This is a genomic window from Prochlorococcus sp. ALOHA_ZT_50 (genome assembly GCF_022447305.1).
Taxonomy (GTDB): domain Bacteria; phylum Cyanobacteriota; class Cyanobacteriia; order PCC-6307; family Cyanobiaceae; genus Prochlorococcus_A.
Genome location: NZ_JAKVCI010000025.1, coordinates 1 through 19,647, shown reverse-complemented (window position 1 = coordinate 19,647; position 19,647 = coordinate 1). Strand labels below are relative to the sequence as shown.

At 30.9% G+C, this 19,647-nt stretch carries 23 protein-coding genes; 13 read left to right on the top strand and 10 right to left on the bottom strand.

Features of this window, described 5'->3' with window-relative positions; translation table 11 throughout:
• From MK115_RS07310 to MK115_RS07300, 3 genes are all read left to right on the top strand, one after another.
• Positions 1 to 529: FtsW/RodA/SpoVE family cell cycle protein (locus MK115_RS07310; RefSeq protein WP_287610600.1), on the top strand; the 529-nt coding region annotated here is incomplete at its 5' end.
• Positions 530 to 611: 82 nt separating this feature from the next.
• Entirely contained in the window at positions 612 to 1,268 is a 657-nt protein-coding gene (locus MK115_RS07305; protein ID WP_025933971.1) for a cytochrome c biogenesis protein CcdA, read from the top strand.
• Positions 1,269 to 2,555, top strand: coding sequence for a cytochrome c biogenesis ResB family protein (locus MK115_RS07300; RefSeq protein WP_287610598.1), 1,287 nt, complete (start codon positions 1,269 to 1,271; stop codon positions 2,553 to 2,555). It abuts the gene before it with no gap.
• On the opposite strand, the gene queF is transcribed toward MK115_RS07300, so the two are convergent.
• A complete protein-coding gene (queF, locus tag MK115_RS07295; protein WP_025889331.1) occupies positions 2,552 to 2,962 on the bottom strand; it encodes a preQ(1) synthase in 411 nt (136 codons plus the stop codon). The two genes, MK115_RS07300 and queF, sit on opposite strands and share 4 nt — an antisense overlap.
• A gap of 189 nt (positions 2,963 to 3,151) precedes the next feature.
• Between queF and MK115_RS07290 the strand changes: the two genes are divergently transcribed.
• The gene (locus MK115_RS07290) at positions 3,152 to 3,397 is read left to right on the top strand and encodes a hypothetical protein (RefSeq protein WP_011819076.1); all 246 of its coding nucleotides are present in this window, start codon (positions 3,152 to 3,154) and stop codon (positions 3,395 to 3,397) included.
• A 24-nt stretch (positions 3,398 to 3,421) separates the two neighbouring features.
• Complete coding sequence (locus MK115_RS07285; RefSeq protein WP_011377098.1) at positions 3,422 to 3,760, top strand: P-II family nitrogen regulator; 339 nt, start codon at positions 3,422 to 3,424, stop codon at positions 3,758 to 3,760.
• Between the two features lies 1 nt (position 3,761).
• Here MK115_RS07285 and MK115_RS07280 read toward each other — a convergent pair whose 3' ends face one another.
• Positions 3,762 to 4,574: a TlyA family RNA methyltransferase gene (locus MK115_RS07280; RefSeq protein ID WP_287610597.1), complete on the bottom strand. Its 813-nt coding sequence runs from the start codon at positions 4,572 to 4,574 to the stop codon at positions 3,762 to 3,764.
• A 290-nt stretch (positions 4,575 to 4,864) separates the two neighbouring features.
• Here MK115_RS07280 and purB point away from each other — a divergent pair, with 290 nt between their 5' ends.
• Together purB and MK115_RS07270 are read left to right on the top strand one after the other, a co-directional pair.
• On the top strand, positions 4,865 to 6,160 hold the full coding sequence (gene purB / locus MK115_RS07275) for an adenylosuccinate lyase (RefSeq protein WP_287610596.1): 1,296 nt from the start codon (positions 4,865 to 4,867) through the stop codon (positions 6,158 to 6,160).
• 48 nt (positions 6,161 to 6,208) lie between these two features.
• Positions 6,209 to 7,594, top strand: a complete 1,386-nt coding sequence (locus tag MK115_RS07270; protein WP_287610595.1) for a class II fumarate hydratase — start codon at positions 6,209 to 6,211, stop codon at positions 7,592 to 7,594.
• A 10-nt stretch (positions 7,595 to 7,604) separates the two neighbouring features.
• Here MK115_RS07270 and MK115_RS07265 read toward each other — a convergent pair whose 3' ends face one another.
• Complete coding sequence (locus tag MK115_RS07265; protein WP_287610594.1) at positions 7,605 to 10,331, bottom strand: DEAD/DEAH box helicase; 2,727 nt, start codon at positions 10,329 to 10,331, stop codon at positions 7,605 to 7,607.
• A gap of 139 nt (positions 10,332 to 10,470) precedes the next feature.
• On the opposite strand from MK115_RS07265, the gene MK115_RS07260 reads away from it, so the two are divergent.
• Genes MK115_RS07260 through bioA form a run of 5 tightly spaced genes read left to right on the top strand, consistent with a single transcriptional unit; the run spans position 10,471 to position 15,038 of the window.
• A complete protein-coding gene (locus MK115_RS07260) occupies positions 10,471 to 11,610 on the top strand; it encodes an aminotransferase class I/II-fold pyridoxal phosphate-dependent enzyme (protein WP_287610593.1) in 1,140 nt (379 codons plus the stop codon).
• A complete protein-coding gene (locus MK115_RS07255; RefSeq protein ID WP_287610592.1) occupies positions 11,607 to 12,311 on the top strand; it encodes a hypothetical protein in 705 nt (234 codons plus the stop codon). The genes MK115_RS07260 and MK115_RS07255 overlap by 4 nt, the downstream gene beginning before the upstream one ends.
• A complete protein-coding gene (locus MK115_RS07250; protein ID WP_287610591.1) occupies positions 12,304 to 13,074 on the top strand; it encodes a methyltransferase domain-containing protein in 771 nt (256 codons plus the stop codon). The genes MK115_RS07255 and MK115_RS07250 overlap by 8 nt, the downstream gene beginning before the upstream one ends.
• On the top strand, positions 13,071 to 13,736 hold the full coding sequence (bioD, locus tag MK115_RS07245; RefSeq protein ID WP_287610590.1) for a dethiobiotin synthase: 666 nt from the start codon (positions 13,071 to 13,073) through the stop codon (positions 13,734 to 13,736). Before MK115_RS07250 ends, bioD begins: the two co-directional genes overlap by 4 nt.
• Positions 13,737 to 15,038, top strand: coding sequence for an adenosylmethionine--8-amino-7-oxononanoate transaminase (gene bioA, locus MK115_RS07240; protein WP_287610589.1), 1,302 nt, complete (start codon positions 13,737 to 13,739; stop codon positions 15,036 to 15,038).
• 8 nt (positions 15,039 to 15,046) lie between these two features.
• Here bioA and MK115_RS07235 read toward each other — a convergent pair whose 3' ends face one another.
• Both MK115_RS07235 and MK115_RS07230 read right to left on the bottom strand, forming a co-directional pair.
• Positions 15,047 to 15,304: a DUF3143 domain-containing protein gene (locus MK115_RS07235; protein ID WP_025923542.1), complete on the bottom strand. Its 258-nt coding sequence runs from the start codon at positions 15,302 to 15,304 to the stop codon at positions 15,047 to 15,049.
• A gap of 16 nt (positions 15,305 to 15,320) precedes the next feature.
• Positions 15,321 to 15,761 carry a J domain-containing protein gene (locus MK115_RS07230; RefSeq protein WP_025889356.1) on the bottom strand — a complete coding sequence of 147 codons (441 nt, stop codon included), beginning with the start codon at positions 15,759 to 15,761 and terminating at the stop codon, positions 15,321 to 15,323.
• 89 nt (positions 15,762 to 15,850) lie between these two features.
• Here MK115_RS07230 and rsmG point away from each other — a divergent pair, with 89 nt between their 5' ends.
• Complete coding sequence (gene rsmG, locus MK115_RS07225) at positions 15,851 to 16,564, top strand: 16S rRNA (guanine(527)-N(7))-methyltransferase RsmG (RefSeq protein WP_287610586.1); 714 nt, start codon at positions 15,851 to 15,853, stop codon at positions 16,562 to 16,564.
• A 2-nt stretch (positions 16,565 to 16,566) separates the two neighbouring features.
• On the opposite strand, the gene MK115_RS07220 is transcribed toward rsmG, so the two are convergent.
• The 5 genes from MK115_RS07220 to MK115_RS07200 form a co-directional block, all read right to left on the bottom strand.
• A complete protein-coding gene (locus MK115_RS07220) occupies positions 16,567 to 17,760 on the bottom strand; it encodes an aldo/keto reductase (protein ID WP_287610585.1) in 1,194 nt (397 codons plus the stop codon).
• Between the two features lie 10 nt (positions 17,761 to 17,770).
• Entirely contained in the window at positions 17,771 to 18,130 is a 360-nt protein-coding gene (locus MK115_RS07215; protein WP_025946411.1) for a ferredoxin, read from the bottom strand.
• A gap of 9 nt (positions 18,131 to 18,139) precedes the next feature.
• Positions 18,140 to 18,532: a DUF1257 domain-containing protein gene (locus MK115_RS07210; protein WP_025946412.1), complete on the bottom strand. Its 393-nt coding sequence runs from the start codon at positions 18,530 to 18,532 to the stop codon at positions 18,140 to 18,142.
• A complete protein-coding gene (locus MK115_RS07205) occupies positions 18,519 to 18,734 on the bottom strand; it encodes a DUF2997 domain-containing protein (RefSeq protein WP_025928845.1) in 216 nt (71 codons plus the stop codon). The genes MK115_RS07210 and MK115_RS07205 overlap by 14 nt, the downstream gene beginning before the upstream one ends.
• Before the next feature lie 148 nt (positions 18,735 to 18,882).
• Positions 18,883 to 19,647: HEAT repeat domain-containing protein (locus tag MK115_RS07200; protein WP_287610583.1), on the bottom strand; the 765-nt coding region annotated here is incomplete at its 5' end.

The window sequence follows — 19,647 nt, the reverse complement described above, 5'->3', positions numbered from 1 at the left end:
CCTTAATAACGAATATCAAAAATTGAGAGTTACTTCATTTATAAATCCTTGGAAAGATCAACAAGAAAATGGATTTCAATTGGTTCAAAGTTTATTAGCTATAGGTTCAGGTGGTCTATTTGGCCAAGGTTTTGGACTGTCGATACAAAAATTACAGTATCTACCATTCATGTATACAGATTTTATTTTTGCCATTTTTGCGGAAGAATTTGGTTTATTGGGGTGTACTTTATTCTTAGGATTTTTAGCAGTATTCTCTTATATAAGCCTAAGAATTAGTCTTAAGTGCAGGAACAACTATACAAAATTAGTTGCTATCGGATGTGGTGTATTGTTGACAGGTCAATCAATAATGCATATTGCTGTAGCAACAGGTTCAATGCCTACTACAGGCTTACCACTACCTTTCATTAGTTATGGTGGCAATTCATTAATAGCGTCTTTTTTTATTGCAGGGATGTTAGTTAGATGTTCATTAGAGTCAACAGGATTCATTGGTATGATTAGTACACGAAAGACTCTTAATTAGTTAGAATTTAAAGGATTAAATTCAAGCTATCGAATCATTTAATTTAGTTATTTCAGAATTATCTCAAAAGGGTAATCTGCTTATGCAGAATGGTCTTAATAGTCCTGGTCCATTTACTATATTTTTGGTTTTCAGCGCAGGACTTTTAACAAGTCTTGGGCCATGTTCATTATCATTACTTCCAGTGACAATTGCTTATATAGGCGGAACAGAGAAAAATAAATTTAAACTTATTAGTTTTTCAGGAGGTGTAGTTTTTTCGCTTGTTGCACTGGGGGCTGCGAGTGGATTCTTAGGTAAAATATATGGGCAAATTCCATCTTATTACACTTCATTTGTTGCCCTAATAGCAATAATAATGGGTTTAAATTTATTAGGAATTCTAAAGTTTCAGTTTCCGAATGGACCTGATATAAAAATAATTGAAGATAAAATACCAACATTTATAGCGCCTTTTGCCATAGGGACTACTTTTGGACTAGCTTCTTCACCTTGCATTACTCCAGTTTTAGCAACTCTTTTGGCTTGGGTATCGCAAGCTAAAAACCCGATAATATCTATTATTTTTTTATTTTTCTTTGGGATAGGCCAAGTAACCCCATTAATCATTGCAGGAGCTACTGCAGAAAACTTAAAGCAATTTTTAGCTCTTAGAAAATTTAGTCAAATAATTCCGACTTTAAGTGGGATATTTTTAGTTTCCCTAGGGTTATTAAATTTATTTTCAAATTGGATTTAAATGATTATTTTTAAGAATCTAATTTTAAAAATATCAAGTTTAAGATTCGCTATATCGCTGATAATCTTCATTGCTATTGCCAGTGGAATAGGTACTTTTATACCTCAAGGTAGTAATAATAAATTCTATATTGATAATTTCGATAGAGCTCCCATTTTTGGATTTTTAGATGGAGAAAAAGTCTTAAAACTTCAATTGGATCATATATATACAAGCTTTTGGTTTTTATTTACATTAATTCTTCTTTGCATTTCTCTAGCAGCTTGTAGTTTCAGGAGGCAAATCCCTTCATTAAAAGCTTCATTAAAATGGATTGAATACAAGAGCGAAAAAAAATTTAGCAAACTGCAACTAACTACAAGTCATCCAATCAATCAAGATGGAGAACATATATCAAAAGTAGATTTATTACTTAAAAAAAAAGGATGGAAAACATACAAATTTAATAGTCATATTTCTGCAAGAAAGGGGTTAATTGGAAAAATCGGTCCTTTAGTTGTACATATCGGATTAATAGTCTTACTTATAGGTTCAGCATATGGAAGTTTTACAAGTCAATCAAAAGAACAATATTTACTGCCTGGAGAAACTTTAGATCTTGTTAATGAGAGCACAAACTCAAAAGCCAATGTAAAATTAGTCGATTTTTCTATAGAACGTGAAAGTGATGGTGTGCCCAAACAGTTTATTTCAAAATTAAATTTTTCTTCTGAAGATCTAAATTTAAATGAAATAAAAACAACCAAAGTTAATCACCCAATCAGGTTTAAAGGATTAACTATTTATCAAGCAGATTGGGCAATATCAAATGTTGTTTTAGAAATAGATAATATCCTTTATCAATTACAATTAAAGGAGATTCCAGAAATCGGTAATCAAGTTTGGGGAGTTTTAGTTGAATTAGGATCGGAGACTAAAAAAAATTTCCTTTTAACAATAGATAATGAAAATGGTCCACTTAAAATTTCGAATATAGAAAATTTTTCCGGGAATAATCTCTATATCAATGACGATCCTTTAGAAGTTAACTCTTCAAAAGTATCTCTGAAAAAAATAATCCCCAGCAGTGGATTAATAATTAAAAATGATCCGTCTATACCATTTATTTACTTTTCTTTTATCTTAATAATTTTTGGAACAATAATAAGTCTTATACCAACTAACCAATTATGGATTCTGGTAAATAAAGAATCACAAAAGTTATCTATTGGAGGCCTTAGTAATAAAAATCTAGTTGGTTTTAAAAAAGAATTTTTTAAATTATCAGAAGAAATAAAAAATTTTTAATTTCTTTTCTGCCCACTAAAAATATCTAACTGCATAGAAACATTCCCTCTGGGGTTAAATGCAGCATTTAAATGTATCCAGTGAGGTGAACCTTCATTCACTAAATCATCCATAATTCTATTCACAACTTCCTCATGTGATATTTTTATATCTCTAAAATTATTAATATAAAGCTTTAAAGACTTCAACTCATAGACTTTCAAATTAGGTTGATAAATAATATTTAGCTTTGCAAAATCTGGATAACCAGAAAAGGGGCACTTACATGTAAATTCAGGTAACTGAATAGAAATTTCATAAATTCTTTTCTTATTTGGATTATCGAAACAAATTATTTTTGATTCTTCAATAATTCTTTCACCATATAGCGGTCTTTGAGTCGAATCTTCTAATTTAGCTGTACTCATTTTTAGTAGAACTTTTTTACTAAACCTATATAAAAACTATATATAAAGATAAAAATTCGCAAAAGTATCAACAAATCTAAGTATTACAATTGACTAAGTCAAAAGATGTTAAATCTTATTTTTGTATCAATAGTAACATTCATAATGTCCGCCGAAAGGTTTATATGTGTTTAGTTCAATGAAAAATTAATGGACATTTGTTTGATAACTATCGATAACAACTTAAATAAATCCCTTCAACCAAAAACTGCAATTGGAATGTTATGGCTTCAAACACACTTTGAGAATGATCAGTGGGAAGCGTTGTCAAATAGTACAGTAATAATTTCTGAAGAAAATTCCCAACTATTAATTGAAGACGCCAAGAATGCAGGCCTTAATGTTGAATGTTTTTCTGATATTTCAATGTTGGATGTTTTCCCAAAAAACAATTAAAATAGGAATGTTCAATCTTTAATCATGAAGAAAATTGAAGCAATCATACGTCCATTTAAGCTGGAGGATGTAAAAATTGCATTAGTAAACTCCGGTATTGTTGGAATGACAGTTAGTGAAGTCAGAGGTTTTGGAAGGCAAAAAGGACAAGTTGAAAGATATAGAGGTTCCGAATTTACTGTTGAATTCCTTCAAAAACTTAAAGTAGAAGTTGTCGTAGAAGATGAAAAGGTTAATTCAGTCATAGATGCGATTGCTGAAGCAGCAAAAACTGGAGAGATAGGTGACGGAAAAATATTCATCACATCAATTGATTCAGTTGTAAGAATTAGAACTGGCGACAAAGACGAAGAAGCTCTTTAATTCAAAGAGTTTCTTTTACTAAATTTTGTATATATTCACTATTAATACTTTTATTTGATTGACTTCCTAAGGTCATCCAAGCTAGATATTCATGATTCCCAGCAGGACCTACCAGCGGAGAAGCTATCAAATTCTTTATATTCCATTGGAAATTCTTAGCAGCATAGATAACAGACTCTATAGCCTCAGTATGGAATTTAGGATTGCGAACAACACCTCCTTTACTGACTTTATCTTTACCTACCTCAAATTGGGGTTTAATTAAAAATATTCCCTCAATACAATCACCTTCTAATAAATTACCAATAGATTTAAAAACTAACTTTAATGAAATAAAAGACAAATCAGCAACCACAAAATTTGGTAATTCATTACTTCTAGATAAAAGATCATTAGGTTTTAAATTTCGAATATTAGTTCGTTCAAAAAGTATGACTTTTGGGTTATTTCTAATCTTCCATGCAGTCTGTCCATAACCAACATCTATCCCATAAACTAACTTTGCTCCTTGTTGCAATAAGCAATCAGTAAATCCCCCAGTAGAGATTCCTGCGTCAATACATATTTTATCTTTTACTTTAATTTCAAGTTTATTAAATGCCTCCAATAATTTTTCGCCGCCCCTTGATACAAACATAGGTTCGGAATCAATAAAAAATTCAGATCCAATTAATACTTGTTGTCCAGGTTTATCCCATACTTTTCCATTGATATCTCTAACCTTGCCCGCAAGAATTAAACCTTGGGCTTTTTGACGAGTTTCACATAAACCACTTTTTAGAAGATAAAGGTCTAATCTACTTTTTTTAATCATCTATTAATCAATAAAAAAAGACTGAATAATGAACTTCTACAAGATTAAGATCCAAATTCTTTAATACCTTCCAATTTTAAATAAGAACTAAAAAATTACCCATTATTAACGAAAGGAATAAAGGAATAAATGCAAACATTTTTATATTTAAGCTTTCTTAATTAGCCAGAAAAATGTTACATAAGAAAATAATAGCCAGGCAAATATGTTCAATGGCAAGTACATCTTTAAGGTATAGAGCAATAATTCGATTTTGGTTATAAAGTTTAAATTGATAATTAATAAAAATTGTGATCGAGCGTTACACATTACCCGAAATGGGGAAAATCTGGACTGATAGCGCAAAATTCCAGAGTTGGCTTAAGGTTGAAATAGCTGCATGTGAAGCAAATTTTTCCCTGGGGAAAATTCCTGAGAATGCCATGAAAGAGATACGTTCAAATGCAAAGTTTGATGAATCTAGAATTACAGAAATTGAGAAAGAAGTTAAACATGATGTCATAGCATTTCTTACAAGCGTTAATGAATTTGTAGGAGATTCTGGAAGATACATACATGTTGGTATGACCAGTAGTGATGTACTTGATACTGGCTTATCTCTTCAGTTAAAAGATTCTTGCGAATTGTTATTAGAAGAAATTGAGAACCTAGAAAATGAAGTCAGATTATTAGCAAGGAAGCATAAAAATACATTAATGATTGGCAGATCTCATGCAATTCATGGGGAGCCAATTTCCTTCGGTTTTAAACTTGCTGGATGGTTAGCAGAAATAATAAGGAACAAAAAAAGATTGTTAACACTGAAAGAATCTGTAGCTATTGGACAAATAAGTGGTGCAATGGGAACTTACGCTAATACGAATCCCAAAGTAGAACAAATAACTTGTGATTTACTCGGCTTAAAACCTGATACAGCAAGTACGCAGGTTATATCGAGAGACAGACATGCAGAATATGTGCAAACTATTGCACTAGTTGGCGCTTCTTTAGATAGATTCGCAACTGAAATAAGAAATTTACAAAGAACTGATGTTTTAGAAGTTGAGGAGGGCTTTACAAAAGGGCAAAAAGGAAGTTCTGCCATGCCTCATAAAAGAAATCCTATTCGAAGTGAAAGAGTAAGCGGTTTAGCAAGAATTTTGAGGAGTTACGTCTTAACAGCACTGGAAAATGTTCCACTTTGGCACGAAAGAGATATAAGCCATAGTTCAAATGAACGTATCATGTTACCTGACGTATCAATCTGTTTGCATTTTATGCTCAGGGAAATGAAAGATATAGTAAGCAATTTGGAAGTTTATCCAAAAAATATGCTCAAAAATTTAAATATATATGGTGGTGTAATCTTTAGTCAGAAAGTTTTACTTTTGCTTGTAGAGAAGGGCTTGTCTAGAGAAAAAGCTTATAGCTTAGTACAAAAAAATGCGCATCAGGCCTGGAATACTCAGAATGGGAATTTCAAACAAAATATAGAGAGAGATAATGAAATAATGGATTTTATTGATCAAAGTGACTTAGAAGAATGTTTTAATCCTTCAATTCATCTCAATAATTTAAGTGTAATATGGGAGAAGTTAGGTATCTAGGATTACTGAAAACCTTATCTAAGTTAAACCAGTGTTTTCAGAGGAATAATGACAAAAAACTTTAGGATTGAAAAAGATAGTATGGGAACAATAGAGGTTCCCATTGAAGCTTTGTGGGGCGCTCAAACACAAAGATCGATAATAAATTTTTCTATTGGAGAAGAATTAATTCCAATTGAGTTAATTTATTCACTCACCCTCATAAAAAAAGCTGCTTCAATTGCGAATTTCAATTTAGGTTTAATAGATAAAAGGAAAAAAGATTTGATTGTAGAGGCATGTACGGAAATACTTGATGGGCTTCACGATTCACAGTTTCCCTTAAAGGTTTGGCAAACAGGTAGTGGCACGCAAACAAATATGAATGTTAATGAGGTAATTTCAAATATTGCAGCTTTAAAAACTAATTCAGAGCTTGGTAGTCATCAACCAATTCATCCGAATGATGATGTAAATAAATCTCAGTCAACTAATGACACTTTTCCTGCTGCTATTCAAATATCTGTTGTTAATGAAATAATCAAAAATTTAGTTCCAACGATAAGAGAACTTACTAAGATCCTTGATAAAAAAAGTGAAGAATGGAAAGACCTTATAAAGATAGGAAGAACCCATTTTCAAGATGCAGTTCCCCTTACTTTTGGGCAAGAAATATCAGGATGGTCAGAGCAACTTAAAGATGCTGAGAATGCAATTATTATGAGTCTGAATGAATTGTATTTCTTACCTCTGGGAGGAACTGCAGTTGGTACAGGGATTAATTGTCCAAAAGGATTTTGTGAAGAGTCTATAAAATCAATTTCCGATGATACTAATCTAATGTTCTATAAATCAAAAAATAATTTTTCTATCATGGCCTCGCATGATCGTCTAGCTCAAGTAATGAGTCAGATAAAAATATTAGCAGGTGCATTATTTAAAATTTCAAATGATATAAAAATTCTATCTTCTGGTCCAAGATCAGGAATATATGAACTAATTATTCCTCAAAATGAACCTGGAAGTTCTATCATGCCGGGTAAAGTGAATCCAACTCAATGCGAAGCCTTATCAATGGTTTGCACTCAGATAATGGGTCTTGAATATGCAGTTTCAATGGCAAATTCTAGCGGCACTTTACAGATGAATGAATATAAGCCTCTTATTGGATTTAATATTCTCACAAGTTTAAAATTACTTAAAAATGTAATAGAAAACTTCAGAATAAAATTAGTTGATGGGATGGAACCTAATCAAAAGAAAATGAAGTTAAATTTAGAAAATTCACTAATGTTGGTTACAGCCATAGTGCCAAAAGTTGGTTATGAAAAAGCAGCTGAAATTGCAAACCTTGCCTTCAAAGAATCATTAAATTTAAAAGAGGCAACACTTAAATTAGGTTATTTAAACGAAGATGAATTTGATGAAGCAATGAATATCAATTCAATGATTTGATTAAAAAAATTTAAGAATTATTGTCAATTCTTTTTGTTGCAGGATTAATATCTTCAGAGACTTTTATAAGATCATTAGATTCAGAAACAGGAAAACGATTAATAGCTTTTAATGCTAGCTTTGCTTTGCTTTTTAATTTATTACTAACACCAATACAGTATTGCACTTGAGAAAGGACATCAATTGATCTTCTAATAATCCTCACTACATCACCTTCGTCTAATGAAGTATTAAAAACCAAATCTTTCCATTTTTTTCCTCTTGCCCATTCAGAAATAATTCCAGTCAACTCTGTTTCTAAATAGATAGGAATTTCAATATGAAACTTATTTTGTTGAAAAGAGACTAATTTTCTTAAACCATCTAATTCATTAAAAACATCTATTACCTTTAAAGAAGGCTTGAAATTACACCAAAGATTAGGCCTCCTTACATCAACACATATAGCTTGAATAATTGCAGCTAACTCAGGAGGATCTAAATCGTCTAAATAACCACTAACTAAAACAAGACCAATCCATAATTCATTTTCACTTCTTATTGCACCAACTGTTTGTCCAACTTCTGTCAATTCCAAATCATTTAAACAACCAAAATGATTCAAAATTTTAATCAAATCGGTAAAAGTTCTCCAGTTATGATTTTCTTTATCCTCAAGAAGTTTTTTTCTAATATTTATTTCTTGTTCAACATCAATAATTCTTTTTCTATATTTCTTTAATTTCTTGGAGTCTCCAAATCTGTGTGCAGGATGATCAGTAACTGTTTCTTCTAAATTATTAATTTGTTGCTGTTGTGCCAAAACTTCCGTTGTCAAATCATATTGTGGAGTTTGTAAATCATTTTTTTTAGAAACTTCTAAAATTCGATCCGCATAACACTGCGACATATCATCTCCCCTAAATACCTCTCCAGAAAAATACATCTTTGGTACTTCAAGTCCTAAGACATCAATTGCATCCAAATCATTAAAAATACTTACTATGTATGAGGGTTTTATAAGAATAAATAAATTATCAATTGTCAAACACAATAAACTCTTAATTTTTTGGGATTCATATATTTTCTTACAAATTAATCCTGGAACAATTTTTCTTTTAATTTGAGGAGCTTTGATTGAAATTAAGCTTCCATCTTTAATATATGGGAGTGCATTAGTTATCTCTTCTGATAATTTTTCTGCTGCTTGTTTTTCTAAAATTTTCAAGAGTCTTCTCTCTTCTTTAAGACGATTTTTTAACTTTTCGTATGCATCAAAATCTTTCCATGAAACGTTAGATGTAATTTTTTTTAATTCAATTAAATCCTTATCTAAATTTTCAAGAATTATATTCTCACCTGATGATTCACCTAAATATAAAAAACTACCAAAACTTCTTTTAATTAATTCTTTAGACTTCTCTAAAGTATAACTTTGTAAAAGATTAAGTACCATTCCATAGCTAGGAGTGAATTGACTTTCTAAAGAATTTGGTTTGCTAATAGCCAGTGCACTTGCTTCTTTGGCACCTTCGAATCTTGTTTGTAATGTAACAACATATCCCTGGGTATCTTTTCCTCTTCTTCCAGCTCTTCCTGACATTTGCAAAAATTCACTGCTAAATAATAATCTATGCCCATCTTCTGTCCTTTTTGATAAAGAAGAAATAACAGTTGTTCTTGCGGGCATATTTATTCCTGCAGCAAGAGTTTCAGTTGCAAAAACAACTTTTATTAAACCTTGCTGAAATAATTCCTCAACCAATTCTTTCCATGCAGGCAATAATCCAGCATGATGAGATGCAATACCGCGTTTTAATGCCTCGCATTGAGATTTATCTTTAATTGCTTCCTGATTATTTTTAAGATAAACATCTAATTTTTGGGATATCATACTTGCTTCTGAATAACTTACTAAAGTTAAATCTTTTATATTCTCAATAGCCTTGTCACATCCTCTTCTACTAAAAATAAAATAAATAGCTGGCAACATATTTCGTTCAGCTAGTTTCGAGATCACAAAGCCAATTGAGGGAGACTTTGGTTGCATTATCCTGCCCACTTTTCCTCTTATTTTCTGCCCTTTAGGAGCTCTCCAAATCTTACAGTTTGGATGAATTCCATTACCCTTATTATTTAAAAGTGGATGGAGGCCTTTAACACTACAAAAAATAAAATCAAGTGGGACTGGTCTCTTATCACTATTAATTAGTACTGTGGGCCCATGAACTTTTTCTATCCAATTTTGTAGTTGATCTGCATTGGCTATTGTTGCTGATAAAGCTATTATTTGAGTTCTAGTAGGGCAATGGATTATAGTTTCTTCCCAAACTGTGCCTCTTTGGGGGTCATTCATATAATGACATTCATCAAGAATCACAGATTCTAAATTTTCTAAGGGATCATCAAATTCATCAAATTCGCCATAAAGCATGTTCCTAAAAATCTCAGTCGTCATGACTAAGATTGGTGCTTCTCTATTTATACTTATATCTCCAGTTAAAAGACCAACTTTATTCTCACCATATTGATTAGCAAAATCTCTAAACTTTTGGTTTGATAGGGCCTTTAAAGGTGTTGTATAAAAAACTCTGCTGTCATGAGATAAGCCTCTATATATAGCAAATTCACCTATCAATGTTTTACCCGAACCTGTTGGTGCCGTTAAAACAACAGAATTTCCGCTATTAATAGCTCGTATTGCTTCTAATTGGAAATCATCTAGCGGAAAGGGGAAATATTCCTCTAAATTAAGCAATAATTGTGATTGAAGAGAGGATGAGTTAACTTCTTAATATATGATCTATATAGATATTAATAAACAAAAAATACCTTGCAAACTTTAATAGTAAATCTAAATCTTTTTAATTAAATCCACTATATTTTATTTTGCCAAAATGAAAAAAATAAAAATTCCAAAAAATAGAATCCGTAAATTAAAAACATTTTCTTTAGGTAAAAAATCATTCGAACTTCTAAGTTTAAATTCGCAAAATAAAAAACTTATAGACTTATGCAGTAATGATTATTTTGGATTAAGTAGGGACAAGGATTTAATAAAAGCTGCTTACGAAATAAGCTTGTTAGAAGGTATTGGTTCAGGAAGCTCTAGGTTTATTACAGGTTCAAGACCAATACATAAATTATTAGAAACAGAACTTGCCAAGTGGCTTGATCAAGAGAAAGTATTACTTTTCCCAAGCGGATTTCAAGCAAATATAGCCGCTATCCAGGCTTTAGCAAACAGAAATAGTATCGTAATAGCAGATAAATTGATCCATAACTCTTTATTGGTTGGAGTCAAAGCTGCTCAAGCAAAACTAGTTCGATTCTCACACAATAATTTAAAAGATTTAGAAGATAAAATTATTAAATCTAACCCCACAAAAAATTCCATTTTAGTTGTTGTTGAATCTCTTTATAGCATGGAGGGATCAATTGCTCCGCTCAGAGAAATAACGGAAATTTGCAAAAAAAATAGTGTTCAATTATTAGTTGACGAAGCTCATGCAATTGGGATCTTGGGCCCTGAAGGCAGGGGTTTAAGTTTTAATTGTCGTTCAGATATAACTATGATTACTGGAACTTTTGGAAAAGCATTTGGAAGCGGTGGAGCTTTCATAGCTTCCAATTCAGAAATTGGAGAATATCTTATCCAAACAAGTGGTGCATTTAGGTATACAACCGCACTTGCGCCATCTTTGGCTGCTGGGGCACTAGAAGGTTTAAAAAAAATTTTAGAAAATAAAGAATGGGGTAATGATTTGTTATCTTCTGCGAAGATATGGAAAGATGAAATTATTAAAAATTTTAGTTTTCCAGTTCAGGGAGATTCTCACATTTTATCAATTATTGTTGGCCAAGAAGAGAAGGCAATTTATCTACAAAAATATCTCGAAGAAAATGGGTTTTTAGCAATTGCGATAAGACCTCCAACTGTTCCAGTGGGGCAATCAAGAATCAGAATAACAATACGAAGAAACTTAGATTTTAATCTGCTAAAGAATTTCATTGCAGTATTAAAAGAGTTTAAATGAAACAAATTATTACTCAACATGGGTGGGGACTAAATAAATATTTCTGGGATGATTATAAAGTTGATTTTTTAAATAATAATTGGCATTGGCAAGATAATGAAAGGGGCTATTTTTCGACAAATAATTATCAAGCAAAATGGATTAAAAGCGAATCTAAAAAAGAAATCAGAATGACTTTATGCCATTCATTTGGTTTTCATTTAATGCAAAAAAAAATTTTAAAAGAAGCAACTCATATTGTTCTTATAAATTCTTTTAATAATTTTCTTCCTTTAAGTAATAAGAGAAACTTTATTTTGAGGTCTCTAAAAAGAATGGAAACAAAAATCATAAAAGATGAACCTAAGGATATGTTGAAAGAATTTATACATAGATCATTTATGCCAAATCATATGAATAATAGTTTTAAAAATATCTTTTATAAAAGTCTAGAGAGTTTAAATAAAACTCTTCTTTTAAGTGATTTAAAACAACTTTACATCAATAGAGATTTTCCAGTATTTTTAAGAAAAGATTGCAAAATTATTTTTATAAAATCAGAAAATGATTTGATTCTTGACAACGAATCAAATAATAACTTTTTAGATTCCTTAAATAAAACACTTGATAGGAAGCCAATTTTAATTAAATTAGCTCAACAAGGTCATTGCTTGAATAATTTAAATTTATACGAGATCTTACTTAATACACTTAATGATTGAAATGGATAGTAAAAAGTGGAATGAGAAAATAAAAAATAATTTCAATGATGCTGCATATCGGTATTTAGAGCATTCAAATATTCAGAAATTTTTTGCAAAAAAGATTGTTCAATTTATCAAAGAATTAAATCCCCAAAAAAAAGGTGAATGGATAGATCTAGGATCAGGACCAGGACTATTAGCAGATGAAATAGAAAAAAAATTTTCTTCCCAAAAAGTATCCAGAATTGATTTCAGCAAGAAAATGCTTCTTGAGAATAAATTATCTAGAAAAAAAATTTTATGGGATTTGAATAATGATTTACCTCCTGAAATAAATAACTGTTCTCTATTAACATCTAACTTTTGCATACATTGGTTAAACAACCCAGAAAAGATAATAAAAAATTGGTTTAGCAAATTAACACCTGGAGGTTTTTTAATCATTTCATATCCAACAAAAGATTGTTTTCCTGAATGGAAAGATACTTGTAAAAAAATTGATATTGAATATAGTGGTCTTAATTTCCTTTGCTCTAAAGAATTATTAAAAGATTTCAAATCAACTGAAATACATTATTCAGAACAGTTTAATTATCTTGAAAATTTTGAAGATGTATATAAGCTTTTTAGAAGCATTAAAAATGTAGGAGCACAATCAACAAATTGTAAACGCAAAACAGTGAAAGAGTTAAAGGAAATTCAAAAGTTTTGGCCAAAGAATTACAATAATACAGTGAACCTTTCATGGCAAATTGAGATTCAAATCATAAAGAAATTATGAGTAGTCACAAAAATATTTTCAAATTTATAATTTGTGGAACAGATACTGATATTGGGAAAACTTTAATAAGCTCTTTTTTCGTTAAAGGATTAAATTCCTTTTATTGGAAGCCTATTCAAAGTGGTATTGAATCGCAAACTGATAGTCAAACTGTTGAAAAACTTGCACAAGTAAGTAAAGAGAAAATAATCAAAGAAGCTTATGTCTTTACAAAACCTCTATCTCCTCATTGGGCTGCTGAAATAGATCAAAAAACTATTAACTTTGACAAGTTGAGATTGCCAAAAGTGCAAGGCTCATTAATTGTAGAAACTGCAGGTGGATTAATGGTTCCAATAACACGCAATTTTTTGCAAATAGATCAAATAAAACAATGGAATCTTCCGGTAATACTTGTATGTAAGAGCTCACTTGGCACTCTTAACCATACCCTGCTTAGTATTGAGGCCTTAAAACGAAGAAATATTGAGATTTTAGGTTTAGTAGTCAATGGCGAAAAACACCTAGATAATCCAAAAACTCTAGTTGATTTTAGTGGTATTCCTTTAATTGCTGAATTTCCTTACATCAAAAAAATGGACTCAAATAATTTAGATATACTATGGAAAGAACTAGACATCAAGAATAAGTTGATCTCACTATTAAACTCAAAAATAAGTTAAATGAAATCTTTGGATTCAAAAACTCCAAATCAAGATTGGCACCCAAATATTTGGCCACCTTTTACACAAATCAATAACAGCAAACCGCAAATAGAAGTAACTCATGGTAAAGATGCCCTCCTATTTACTAAAAATCCTAAAAAAGAGCTAATAGATGCAATTAGTAGTTGGTGGGTAACTCTTCATGGTCATAGTAACGAATATATTGCGGATGCCATTTTTGATCAATCAAAAAAACTTGAGCAAGTTATATTTGCTGATTTCTTACATCCACAGGCAAAAAAATTAGCGGAAAGACTTAGTGAATTAACAAAACTAGAAAGATTATTCTTTTCTGATAACGGTTCTACTGCAGTGGAAGTCGCTTTAAAAATTGCCTTCCAATCATGGCAAAATAGAGGAGAGACAAGAACTCAAATAGTAGCTTTTGATGGCGCCTATCATGGCGATACATTTGGAGCAATGGCTTTAGGTGAAAGAAATATTTTTAATGAGAATTTCGATAATCTTATGTTCCCAGTTAGGAGAGTCCCCTGGCCTTCAACTTGGATGAACGATGAAGAAGTAGAAAATAAAGAAAATGAGGCGATCCAAAAATTAGAAACTCTACTTAAAACTCCCACAGTTGCAGTAATCCTTGAGCCACTTGTTCAAGGAGCAGGAGGGATGAATATGGTTAGGCCTCAGTTTATAAAAAAAGTTTCAGAAATTATAAAAAATAATAATTCTTTGTTAATTGCCGATGAAGTATTGACTGGGTTTGGAAGATGTGGAACCCTTTTTGCTTTTCAAAAGGCAAAAATCATTCCTGATTTAATAAGTATTTCAAAAGGTTTAACTGGTGGATTTTTACCGATGGGAATAACTTTATGTAAAGAAAAAATTTTTCAATCCTTTATTGATGATTCCCCAAGAAAAACTTTTTGGCATGGACATAGTTTTACTGCTAATCCTTTAGGTTGTGCTGCAGCAAACGCTAGCCTTGATTTATTAGAAAAAGAACCACAAAAATACCTTTCATTTGAAGAAAAACATTTATCTCATTTAATTAAATTTAAAAACTTACCTTATATAAAAAAGGTAAGGGTATCCGGCACAATTGCTGCCTTCGATTTAGATATTGGGAACAAAAAAGGTTATTTCAATAATATTGGGAAAGAAATAAAGAGTCTTGCAATGGAGCAAGGTTTATTTATTAGACCCCTCGGGAATGTTATTTATCTCTTGCCACCTCTCTGTATAACCGATGATCAATTAGAAAAAAGTTACTGGATAATAAGGCAAATCTTAGAAAATCTTTAGATAGAAATTTAAGGTCCCTGCAGTATTGCATTTTCCACATCTTCTCTATTAATGCAATAGGAAAATAGTCTTTTAGTTTCTTGTCCTTCACTTTCCCAGATAACACTTAAATCTTCTTGTTCAAAAATAATAGTTGCATTCCAATTTGAAAGTAACAGATACCATTTAGATGGATTATTAATATCCTTCACAGCACCTAAATCAGTTAGCCACAATTCCAATGATTGCAGTGAATTTTGATTGATAGGTTTTTTAGAGGGATTCACAGACTTTTTTAAAAAATTATTTAATTAGCCAAAGCGGTATTGTCTCTAATTCTTTTCCAGTAAAAGAAGCAATAAAAATTGAACCAATTAAACTTATAGAAATGATGATAATTAAAAGAAACAACGAAAACAATTCTCCATTCGAAAAAGGTCTTCTATTTCCTATTAAATTTTGATTATTAGAATCGATTACTAAATTATTTAAAACGTTAGTATTATTTGTAATCCTAGAGTTTTCTTTTAGTTTGTCATCATATATTTTCCTTAAATTACTATTATTTAAATGTTCATAAGCTTCAAGAACTTCTTGAAATTTACTTTTAGCAACGTCTATTTCTAATGAAGTTGTATCGGGATGCAACTCAATAGAAAGTTTACAAAATGCCTTTCTTAATTCATGATTGGATGCATTTTCATTTACACCTAAAATTTTGTAATAGGAAGTTTCCCCTTTCAAAATAATCTTTTATTAATATTGTAATTCTAATAAATTTTTACTAAATAGAATGTATTTAATGGATGGTTAAAATTCATATTTATAACGAAATGAAAAAACAAAACATTCCAGAAGAAATTCTTTCCTTAATAACTGAAGAAGAAATAAATTTATTTCAAGAGTTACAAATTAAAATTAAAGAATTAAATAATAAGACCAATCTCACAAGATTAACTGATGGTGATGATTATTGGGTATCTCAAGTTTTTGACAGCATTTGGCCATTCAAAGCTTTCACGAATATTAATTTTGATAATAAAAAATTTTTAGATATTGGATCAGGCTGTGGCTTCCCAGGTTTAGCTTATGCAATAACTCATCCTAATTCTGAGATATACCTAATTGATTCTTTGAAAAAGAAAACAGATGCAATAAAAATTTTAGTTGAGCAGATCAATTTCAAAAACAATATTCATGTAATCAATGATCGTGTTGAGAATTTAGCCCACCAATCGTCAATGAGAAATAATTTTAATATTGCAACAACTAGAGCGGTTAGTAATCCATCAACAGTTTCAGAATATATACTACCAATGTTAAAAAAAGAAGGGTTTGGAGTTTTATATTGTGGCAAATGGACGAATGAAGAAAGCAAAAATCTAGATAAAACTTTAGAAATATTAGAAGGGAAAGTTAAAGATAAAAAAGAGATACTATTACCAAGAAATAAAGGCACCCGAAATATTATTCTTATTCAACCAAAGAATTTTTGTCCTGAAATTTACCCAAGAAAAGTTGGCAAACCTGAAAAAAATCCATTATGAAATTATTTTCTTGATAATCTTTTAGCATTCTTATCTCCAAACTTTTCTTTTAAATTTCTCAATTTTTTTATAACTTTTTTTGGATTTATATGACCTTCTAATACTTTCAATAATTGCCCTTCAGAAACATCTACATCTAGTAAATTCGCGTTGAATCCTGGGAACCAGTGGCTTCCATTACCAAGCAATTGATATCTAGCTCTTGCATATCCTTCCATACCCAACCAATCAATTAAATTTGAAAGCCAAAGCAGAACAGGAATATTAATATTTCCCGGAGTATATTCCCAACTTGGTAAATTTCTATTCCAATTTTGATGCCACTCTAAACCTAAGGAATTAATTGATTCCTGCCTTAATTTGTTAATTATCTTAGGCACATACTTCTCAGATTCTGATAACAACGAGACAGCTTCTAAATGCAGAGCAAAATCTGTCTCTTTTGCAATACCGACACTCAAAGTATGGACATTTTGATTTCTTAAGCAAAAAAGATCATTAAAAACTATAGGATGAAGTGGTTTACAAAATTCCAACATTTTTCTTGAGGGAGTATGAAGATGTCCCCCTTTATCAGTGGGACTTATTATGAAAACCCCAAGATCATGCTTATTGGCTAAATTAATAACCTTTGTATTTTCCTGATTAATGAAATACCAGTGCAAATTTACATAATCAAATAAGTTTGTTGATATGGCCTTTTCAATAAGTGAAGATTTTCCATGGGTTGAAAATCCAATAGATCCAATTAAATTTTCTTTTTGAAAATTCCTCAAAATATCAATGCAACCTCCATCTCGAATAGCCTGATGTAAATGTTCAGCAGTATTGATACCATGTATTGCTAACAAATCAATTTTTTTAACTTTCAATTTTTCAATGCTAGATAATACATCTCGCTCAAAAATTTCCGGATCACTATTTGGTGGAATCTTTGTTTGGATTATATTTGGGATTTTCTTAGTATTCTTAAAACACATCCCTAATTGCACCTCAGAAGTTCCATAGTACTTGGCGGTTTCTACATGACTTAAGCCATATTGTGTTGCAAGATCTAATATATTTTCTACTTTATTTTGTTCTTCGTATGAAACCTCAGAAAAATCTAATTGATCCCAACTTTTTTGAAATCTCATACCACCTAAAGATAAAACAGGAATCTTCAGATTGGTTCTACCAAATCTACGATATTGCATCTTTTTGATATTAGTGCTTATTCATTCTCGGTGGCTTTCCAAATGTTTGAAACATATCCCTATCGAGACTATTCTCTAAATCATCCAATTCTTCAAATTTGACCCAATGAATACAATCAACAGGGCATGTATCTATTGCTTCTTGTATGACATCAGAACTATCTCCATCTTGCCTAATAGCTCGACTTCTACCATGAAATTCATCAACAGTGAAAGTGTTCGAAGCGACGTGAACACAGTACTGACAACCAATACACTTTGCTTCATCAACCCATACAGCTTTTTCGGCTAACTGACCACCTAAAACGGGCTCATAGCCTGTAATCTCAATATTTTCTTCAGTATTATGAAATGGATCCGTAAAATCCATATCTTGACATTAGTTTTCCCACTTGGTTAAGACCAATTCAATAGAACCATCATTTTTATTTTTTTGCTCTACGATTTGATATCCATCTTCTTGCGTTTTAGAAATGATTGTTTGGTAAGCATACATTTGTGTAACTTTTGAGATAAATCTTTCTACTGGAATCTCAAATTTCCATAGATCAAGGTCAGTAACTAATTCATATGCATTAGAATTGTTATCCCATTTAAATCCAACTTGGGTATCACCAGGTAAATTCATACTTATATCAACGGCTGTGAATTGACCTTTATATCCTTTTACAAACTTTTCTTCTTGATTAATACTATAACCGAAATGATTTAAAGCCTTAATTAATGGCTCTACTTCTTTGAGCTGAGTTTTAATTGTACTAAAATGTGACATTAGATTCGTTATTTAATTGTGTTAAGTTTTCACTTTGATTAGAGATGAAAGCATCAGAAGTTTTATTCTTAACTGTTACTTTACCGAGAGCATCTTCGAGATTTTTTGTAGCTTCATTGCATGAATTACCAGTAAATCCCTCAACAGTCTCTTCAACTCTTCCGTCTTGATGAATTTTGAATCTCAATGTTTTTTGAGGCATTAAATTCAAGTACTGAGTACTTTTACTTTATATAGAATAACGAAAATATTTTGTTTCAGTTGGTACAAGTTAATTAATTTTAATTTTTATATTGAATATCTGATAAATTAATTAGTTATCTAGTGTTCTTGTAAAAAAATTAAGAAATTTAGTTATAAAAACCTTGCATCCCCATTGAATCCAAGGCAGTTTTTGCTTCTTCCATAACAGAAGGTTCTTTATCGAAAAGAGCTATCTTGGTACATTCATCAACGAAACTTTCTTGAAATGTATTATTTAATTTTTCGTACAATCTACACAATGACCAGATGCAATTACTTCTTACACCCGGTTCATTATCTATTTTTAAACTTATTAAAAGTTGTTCTGCTGCCAATTGAGCATTTTCCAAAGAAACATTTCCGATTTCAGCTAAAGAACTAGATGACCATAACCTTACTGCAGCTACATCGTTCTTCAAAGCATTTATTAATGGCTCCAAAACAATTTGATTATCATAATTAGCTAAGCTCCATGCAGTCGCTCTTCTGACATAAGCATTATCGTCAGTCTCCAAAAGACTGACAAGTTTCTCGACCGCGCTAGGACATGGATTACGACCTAAAGCATATACCACACTCATTCTTTCAACAGGACAAGGTTGATCAAGTAATGGTAACAAAAGAGGAAAAGATCTTGAATCTCTATATTCACAAAATATTCTTAATCCCTGTATTCTTTCTTCTCTGTTACCTTTGAGCATTTTTAATGCTTCATTGCACTCTTGAGTTATGTTTAAACCTTTTGGAAAAGAATCTTCATCAATTTGTGCTAGAGGATCTATTTCAATTTCTAAGGCTAATTCTCTCGCTAAAATTTCTGGATCAACTGCGATATCAACTAAACTTTCTTTATTATTGTCCTTATTATTTGT

Coding starts and splice junctions, on each gene's coding strand:
- MK115_RS07305 (WP_025933971.1), top strand. CDS start 612: ATGCAGAATGGTCTTAATAGTCCTGGTCCATTTACTATATTTTTGGTT.
- MK115_RS07300 (WP_287610598.1), top strand. CDS start 1,269: ATGATTATTTTTAAGAATCTAATTTTAAAAATATCAAGTTTAAGATTC.
- queF (WP_025889331.1), bottom strand. CDS start 2,962: ATGAGTACAGCTAAATTAGAAGATTCGACTCAAAGACCGCTATATGGT.
- MK115_RS07290 (WP_011819076.1), top strand. CDS start 3,152: ATGGACATTTGTTTGATAACTATCGATAACAACTTAAATAAATCCCTT.
- MK115_RS07285 (WP_011377098.1), top strand. CDS start 3,422: ATGAAGAAAATTGAAGCAATCATACGTCCATTTAAGCTGGAGGATGTA.
- MK115_RS07280 (WP_287610597.1), bottom strand. CDS start 4,574: ATGATTAAAAAAAGTAGATTAGACCTTTATCTTCTAAAAAGTGGTTTA.
- MK115_RS07270 (WP_287610595.1), top strand. CDS start 6,209: ATGACAAAAAACTTTAGGATTGAAAAAGATAGTATGGGAACAATAGAG.
- MK115_RS07260 (WP_287610593.1), top strand. CDS start 10,471: ATGAAAAAAATAAAAATTCCAAAAAATAGAATCCGTAAATTAAAAACA.
- MK115_RS07255 (WP_287610592.1), top strand. CDS start 11,607: ATGAAACAAATTATTACTCAACATGGGTGGGGACTAAATAAATATTTC.
- MK115_RS07250 (WP_287610591.1), top strand. CDS start 12,304: ATGATTGAAATGGATAGTAAAAAGTGGAATGAGAAAATAAAAAATAAT.
- bioD (WP_287610590.1), top strand. CDS start 13,071: ATGAGTAGTCACAAAAATATTTTCAAATTTATAATTTGTGGAACAGAT.
- bioA (WP_287610589.1), top strand. CDS start 13,737: ATGAAATCTTTGGATTCAAAAACTCCAAATCAAGATTGGCACCCAAAT.
- rsmG (WP_287610586.1), top strand. CDS start 15,851: ATGAAAAAACAAAACATTCCAGAAGAAATTCTTTCCTTAATAACTGAA.
- MK115_RS07220 (WP_287610585.1), bottom strand. CDS start 17,760: ATGCAATATCGTAGATTTGGTAGAACCAATCTGAAGATTCCTGTTTTA.
- MK115_RS07215 (WP_025946411.1), bottom strand. CDS start 18,130: ATGGATTTTACGGATCCATTTCATAATACTGAAGAAAATATTGAGATT.
- MK115_RS07210 (WP_025946412.1), bottom strand. CDS start 18,532: ATGTCACATTTTAGTACAATTAAAACTCAGCTCAAAGAAGTAGAGCCA.
- MK115_RS07205 (WP_025928845.1), bottom strand. CDS start 18,734: ATGCCTCAAAAAACATTGAGATTCAAAATTCATCAAGACGGAAGAGTT.